The 6,597-nt window shown below is 40.0% G+C and carries 6 protein-coding genes; 3 read left to right on the top strand and 3 right to left on the bottom strand.

What is annotated here, in order from left to right; all coding sequences use genetic code 11:
• Positions 1 to 739 (top strand): C40 family peptidase (locus tag ACTQ5J_RS13065; RefSeq protein ID WP_441753617.1); only part of this gene is annotated, 739 nt, incomplete at its 5' end.
• 195 nt (positions 740 to 934) lie between these two features.
• On the opposite strand, the gene ACTQ5J_RS13060 is transcribed toward ACTQ5J_RS13065, so the two are convergent.
• Together ACTQ5J_RS13060 and ACTQ5J_RS13055 are read right to left on the bottom strand one after the other, a co-directional pair.
• Positions 935 to 1,129, bottom strand: coding sequence for a helix-turn-helix transcriptional regulator (locus ACTQ5J_RS13060; RefSeq protein ID WP_441753625.1), 195 nt, complete (start codon positions 1,127 to 1,129; stop codon positions 935 to 937).
• Positions 1,130 to 1,178: 49 nt separating this feature from the next.
• The gene (locus ACTQ5J_RS13055; RefSeq protein ID WP_441753616.1) at positions 1,179 to 1,604 is read right to left on the bottom strand and encodes a cupin domain-containing protein; all 426 of its coding nucleotides are present in this window, start codon (positions 1,602 to 1,604) and stop codon (positions 1,179 to 1,181) included.
• Positions 1,605 to 1,716: 112 nt separating this feature from the next.
• On the opposite strand from ACTQ5J_RS13055, the gene ACTQ5J_RS13050 reads away from it, so the two are divergent.
• Complete coding sequence (locus tag ACTQ5J_RS13050) at positions 1,717 to 2,919, top strand: MFS transporter (protein ID WP_441753615.1); 1,203 nt, start codon at positions 1,717 to 1,719, stop codon at positions 2,917 to 2,919.
• A 70-nt stretch (positions 2,920 to 2,989) separates the two neighbouring features.
• On the opposite strand, the gene ACTQ5J_RS13045 is transcribed toward ACTQ5J_RS13050, so the two are convergent.
• Positions 2,990 to 4,000 (bottom strand): ornithine cyclodeaminase family protein, encoded by a 1,011-nt coding sequence (locus ACTQ5J_RS13045; RefSeq protein WP_441753613.1) that lies wholly within the window; start codon positions 3,998 to 4,000, stop codon positions 2,990 to 2,992.
• Positions 4,001 to 4,325: 325 nt separating this feature from the next.
• Between ACTQ5J_RS13045 and metG the strand changes: the two genes are divergently transcribed.
• Complete coding sequence (gene metG / locus ACTQ5J_RS13040; protein ID WP_441753611.1) at positions 4,326 to 6,374, top strand: methionine--tRNA ligase; 2,049 nt, start codon at positions 4,326 to 4,328, stop codon at positions 6,372 to 6,374.
• The last annotated feature ends 223 nt before the right edge of the window (positions 6,375 to 6,597 follow it).

Genomic DNA, 6,597 nt, shown 5'->3' with positions numbered 1-6,597 from the left:
AGTACCTGAAGTTGAAGTGCCAGTAGAAGAAACTCCAGTCGTAGAAGTACCTGAAGTTGAAGTGCCAGTAGAAGAAACTCCAGTCGTAGAAGTACCTGAAGTTGAAGTGCCGGTAGAAGAAACTCCAGTTGTAGAAGTACCTGAAGTTGAAGTGCCGGTAGAAGAAACTCCAGTTGTAGAAGTACCTGAAGTTGAAGTGCCGGTAGTCGAAGATAACACTGCAGCAGAAGAAGCGGCTCAAGCAGAAGCGGACAGAATCGCAGCAGAAGAAGCAGCCCAAGCAGAAGCAGACAGAATCGCAGCAGAAGCGGCTAAGGCAGAAGCAGATCGCTTAGCTCAAGCAGCAGCAGACGCAGCTGAAAAAGCTGAAGAGTCAGCAGCTAACGCATCAACATTACTTGATAATGCCTCTCAATACTTAGGAACACCTTATGTATGGGGTGGAAAATCACCAAGTGGTTTCGACTGTTCAGGTTTCGTTCAATATGTATTTAAAGAAACTTACGGCGTTGATATCGGTGGTTGGACTGGCGCGCAAGAACATTCAGGAACAAAAATGGATGTTTCATCAGCCCAAGCTGGAGACTTATATTTCTGGGGTTCACCAGGAAGCACTTACCACGTAGCGATCGCAACGGGTAACGGAGACTACATTCACGCTTCTCAACCAGGAACACCCTTAGAGTACAACAGCATTAGCTCTTACTTTATGCCAAGCTTTGCATTAAGAGTTAACTAATTATATAAATAACAAGACAGGTCCTCGTGATCTGTCTTTTTTATATATAAAATTAGCCGAAATAATTAAATCCGCAACTAGGCTAACTGGACTCATCCAACTAATAAGATTGAGTGTCCGTATAGATAAGCGATACTCATGCTAACAGACAGACCACAATCGTCTGTCTGTTAGTATGAGTTTAAGCAACAAGTTTTAGGCTATAATTTGTTTACGGTATGCAGTAGGGGAAAGACCGTATGTTTCTTTGAATTGTTTACTAAAGTAGCTATGGCTTTCGAAGCCGCATGTTAATTCAATATCCGAGATATTATAAGAGCGTTCGCATAAATATTTAGCTGCTACTTCTAAACGATAGTGTATCAAATATTGAATTGGGGTAAGGGATATAAAATGGGTGAAATAGCGCTGACATTCACTAGCGCTAATGTTTGCGACATCAGCTAGACTTTGTAAAGTAATTACTTCTGCGAAGTGTTGGTGGATTTACATCATGGATAAACGTTAGCTCGAAAGCGATAGGCTCGTATTCAGAATAATAATGTATTTTACTGATGGCATCTAAGGCGACGAGTTGCCAGGCGGTGTCTTCTGTCAAAACTAGATAATTTAAAGAGCTATTCTGAAAAATCGGTTGTATGTAACGGTGGAAGACTAAGTTGCTTTTGGTGGCCACGACTGTTGGGTCAAAGACAATGGAAATCATATGGGCATGCTTGGAGTTAACCGGTTCAGCGCTATGTAAAACTTGTGCATTGATAAATCCCCCTCTACCTGAGTTAAGAATGACGGTCTCTTGATTGAGTTTCCATTTGACTGTTCCTTGGAAAACATAAGCCATTTCGACTTCAGGGTGCCAATGCAAACTGATGATACCTAGATCATAAAAAGCTAGAACAGACTTTATTATGATGATATTATGATAGTTAAAGTTATTATTATACCGTTAGTTAGAAAAAGTGAAAGGACTTAAGTGAATGAAACAATTTACTTATCAAGATACGTTACGAGCGAGTTATTTGGGCTATGTGACGCAAGCAATCATCAATAATTTTGCACCGCTATTATTTTTAATTTTCCGAGATTCTTTTAATATACCTTTAGAACAGATGACTTTACTAATTACTATTAACTTTTTAACACAATTAGTTGTGGATATGTTAGCCATCAATTTTGTTGACCGAATTGGCTACAAAATTTGTATTGTGGCGGCCCATATTTTTGCGGCAGTTGGTATTCTGGGCTTGGGTGTTTTCCCCTTACTGACTAATCATAAGTTTTTAGCTTTATTAGCAGCAGTGATGACCTATGCGGTTGGAGGTGGGTTAATTGAAGTCCTAATTAGTCCGATTGTCGAAGCGGCGCCTACAGGAAATAAAGCCTCGTCAATGAGTTTATTACATTCCTTTTACTGCTGGGGGATGGTCCTAGTGGTTGTTTTCTCAACATTATTCTTACATGTATTTGGCTCACAGTCATGGAATATCTTAGCCGGTATTTGGGCATTGTTTGTTATAGGGAATGCTTTTTACTATTCGCAAGTTCCGATTGCGATGTTAACGCAAGAGGGTGACTCGATGACAGTCAAAGCCTTATTTTCAATGAAGACTTTTTGGATTTTCATTGTGTTAATGATTTCGGCTGGAGCATCAGAGCAAGCGATGGCGCAGTGGTCGTCAGCATTTGCTGAGAGTGGCTTGGGAATTTCTAAAACAGTGGGTGATTTATTAGGCCCTACAATGTTCGCAATTTTAATGGGGCTTGCTCGTGTATTCTATGCGAAATATAGTGAGCGGATTGATTTGTTAAGTTTTATTACGGGAAGCGGCGTTCTATGTATTGCCTCTTATTTATTGGTAGTATTTGCACCTAATCCGGTATTGTCTCTGGTCGGTAGTGCAATCTGTGGCTTGTCAGTTGGTATTTTATGGCCGGGAGTTTTCAGTATCGCTGCCCAAAGCATTCCCAAAGGAGGAACAGCCTTATTTGCTATCTTAGCCTTGGCGGGAGATATCGGTTGTGCAGTTGGGCCAAGTATCGTTGGAGGCGTTGCAGGCCTGTTTAGTGAGAATTTAAAGTATGGTTTCATTGTAGCGACGGTTTTCCCAATTTTATTAGTAACCTTCAGTTTTATTTATCGTTACCGTCAACAAGTTCGTTCCTTACTAGTGAGAACGTGATGATAAAGGAAAGAAAAGAGTGCCATTCAGCTGTTATATATAAGGCTGAATGACACTCTCTTTTTAATGTTTAAAATGAATTGTCGAAGAAAATAAAGCTTTCACCAATTCCTTGTTCAACCGCTTTTTCATAAGCTCGAGCGGCGACAGCCACATCTAAAGCGCCCGTACCAATAGGAATACACAAGGTGATCCCATTTGAAAGGTCGCCAACGCTTGCTTTGCCAACAGCTAATTCGCCAATCGTAGTTGTGATGTTTTCTTCAGTGATTATACCATCACTATTTAAGCTTTTTAGCGCGCCGCGGTGCAAGGCTTGTTCTGCATGGTCGACGATAATTTTATCTGCTGCTAAAATCAAATCATCGCTAACTTCTTGGAAAGAGCCCATTGGAAAGACAATGGTACCAGGCTTGACCATCTCTTTAGTTAAGAAGGGTTCTTGAGCCGGAGTCACTGTAATTAAGGCATCGTTATTGGCTGCTTCCTCCGGTTTAGCAGGGTCAGCAACAATAATCTCGCCAGTTACATATTGCTTCATCTCTTGGGCAAATGACTCTGCCGTTACACGGCGGTGATTCCAGACTACTAAACGAGTAATGTCGAACCATTCAGATATTGTTTGGATTTGCGTTCTGGCTTGAAGGCCGGCGCCATACATACCAATGGTGATTTCTTTTTTAGGATGTAAATATTTCAAAGCAACAGCAGTTTGCGACCCTGTACGCATATTCGAAATATATGAACCTTCAAGAACAGCCTCGAAATTACCTACTTGTGGATTCACTAACAAAATCATTGCAGTAATATAAGGTAAGTCAGCTTTCTTTCTTTCACCAGCAAAGCCACCTACCCATTTCAAACCAGCAATATCTGAAGTCCCACCGATATAAGCAGGCATCGCGTTCATGAAGCCTTCATAATAAGGATAATTTCCTGTTTCACCTAAATCTAAATTGACTTTTGGTGGATTAATCACTTTATCGTCACCGAAATCTTTGAAAGTTCGATCGACGATTTCGTTGATTTCTTTAATTGTCAGCAATTCTCTAATCATCTTTTCGTTTAGTAATCTTGTCATATTTTTCCTCCCAGTATCAGTTAATTGCTCAGTCTATATTTGGCTAATTAAAAATACAACACCCTTTACAAAATATGAATTAAAGCTGTTTAGGTGAGTTTTTCAGCCGGGATTATTGAGCATAATTACTATATAAATAGTATTCATATTATTAGTTTAAACGATTTCTTTGTGAATTGCTAATTAAGTTTGATAGAAAGGCGATGGAAGTGGTAAATATTGTCATTCACTAGACAATCTATGGCCCTATTTTGTCCACAGGGGTGTGTTCTGTGTTATAATTGAACCCAGTTATGATTACTTAATTTGAAAGGGGCACTCATTCGTGACCGAACAATCGAACAAACCAACTTTTTATATAACAACGCCTATTTATTACCCAAGTGGCAAGCTCCACATTGGGAATGCTTATTCTACTTTAGCTTGCGATGCGATGTCGCGTTACAAACGACTGATGGGTTATGATGTATTCTTTTTAACAGGTACTGATGAACATGGTCAGAAAATTGAAGCCAAGGCAAATGAACTTGATATAAGTCCAAAAGAATATGTGGATGGCATGGCAGATTCAATTAAAGCTTTATGGAAGTCTTTAGATATTTCTAACGACTACTTTATCCGTACAACAGATGATTATCATATAGCGTCTACTCAAAAAGCTTTCGAGCAATTATTAGCGCAAGGCGACATTTACCTAGGAGAGTATCAAGGTTGGTACTCAATTAGTGATGAGGAATTCTTTACTGAAAGTCAATTAATTGAGGTCTACAAAGATGCGGCTGGTAATGTCGTTGGTGGTAAAGCACCAAGTGGACATAATGTTGAATTGGTTAAAGAGGAATCTTATTTTTTCCGTATGAGTAAATATGCGGATCGTTTAGTGGAATATTACGAAGCGCATGAGGACTTCCTAGTACCAGCCTTTCGTAAAACGGAAATGATCAATAATTTTATCAAGCCTGGCTTGGAAGATTTAGCTGTTTCAAGAACGACTTTTACTTGGGGAATTCCGGTTCAGTCTGATCCTAAACATGTGGTTTATGTATGGATTGATGCTTTAATTAACTATATCACGGCTTTAGGCTACGGTAGCGATGACGAGACTTTATTCAATAAATACTGGCCTGCAGATGTGCATGTGATTGGGAAAGATATATCACGTTTCCATATGATTTATTGGCCAACAATGTTAATGGCTTTAGGTTTACCATTACCTAAAAAGATTTTTGCGCATGGTTGGATGTTAATGAAAGACGGCAAGATGTCTAAATCTAAAGGTAACGTCATTTATCCAGAACAATTAATTGAGCGTTATGGTTTAGATGCGACACGTTTCTACCTACTACGTGAAATGAGTCAAGGAAATGATACGGTCTTTACGCCAGAGAGTTTCGTTAACCGGATTAACTTTGAATTAGCAAATGATTTAGGAAATTTATTAAATCGTACGGTTGCGATGATGAATAAATACTTCGATGGTCAAATTCCAGTAGCTGCAGAAGGTGTAACGGCGACTGAATTTGATAGTGTGTTTGAAGAATATGTATTGACTGAAATTGAAGCCTTCCACGCGTCAATGGATGCTTTATCTTTCAACCAAGCGTTAGATCATGTGATGAACATTGTCTCGCGTGCGAATAAGTATATTGATGAGACGTCGCCTTGGGTATTGATTAAAGATGAAGCAACTCATCCACAATTGAAATCTGTGATGAATCATTTAGCTGAAGTATTGCGTCTAGCTGGCCATTTATTACGTCCGTTTATGACGAGCGCTCCAGCTCAGATTTTCGAGCAGTTAGGTTTGGCTAATGAGTTAGACCGTAGCTTGGAAAGCTTGGCCTGGGGACAGATTGAAGCAGGCCAAGTAGTCATTAAAAAAGGTGTGCCAATCTTCCCACGTCTAGATACTGATGTTGAAGTCACCTACATTCACGATTTGATGGCGGTTGATAATAATGACGAGACTGCTGATGGTGGTGAACCAACTGTGAACGATCCTAATTGGAATCCAGCGGAAGTTGAACTTGTACACTACGAAACACCAGCGATTGAATTTGATGATTTCATCAAGCTTGAAATGAAAGTTGCTGAAGTGATCGATGTTCAACCCGTGGAAGGCTCAAATAAATTGCTGCGTTTCCGCTTAGATGCCGGCGACAAAGGGCACCGTCAAATTTTATCAGGAATTGCGAAATACTACCCAGATCATGAAGCGTTGATTGGTCGCAAACTAACGGTTGTAGCGAACTTGAAGCCGCGTAAAATGATGGGTCATATTAGCCAAGGGATGATTCTGTCTGCAGAAAGCGATGGCGACTTATCGCTTATCTTTGCTCCGGATGACGCTGAAAACGGTGCATTACTAGGTTAAGTGAATAACACAACAGACTTACAGCCTGACGAGCGTCAAACTCGTCAGGCTGTTTTTGGGTTTATTGTGGAATGTACTTGGTTGTGGGCTGTTTGAATGTATACATGTTGACTCGTAGACTCAGTCAATCTATCAGTCTGGCTAGTTTTAGTGGTCAGATTAGAATAGAAATCACGAGTCACTAAACAAGCGAGTGACTTAAGGACTCATTTATGAATAGATA

This window comes from Fundicoccus sp. Sow4_F4 (assembly GCF_052116145.1).
In the GTDB taxonomy this organism is placed as follows: Bacteria; Bacillota; Bacilli; order Lactobacillales; family Aerococcaceae; genus Fundicoccus.
Note: the sequence above shows the minus strand (reverse complement) of the source record. Positions and strands in the feature narration are given on the sequence as shown.

Coding starts and splice junctions, on each gene's coding strand:
- ACTQ5J_RS13045 (WP_441753613.1), bottom strand. CDS start 4,000: ATGACAAGATTACTAAACGAAAAGATGATTAGAGAATTGCTGACAATT.
- ACTQ5J_RS13050 (WP_441753615.1), top strand. CDS start 1,717: ATGAAACAATTTACTTATCAAGATACGTTACGAGCGAGTTATTTGGGC.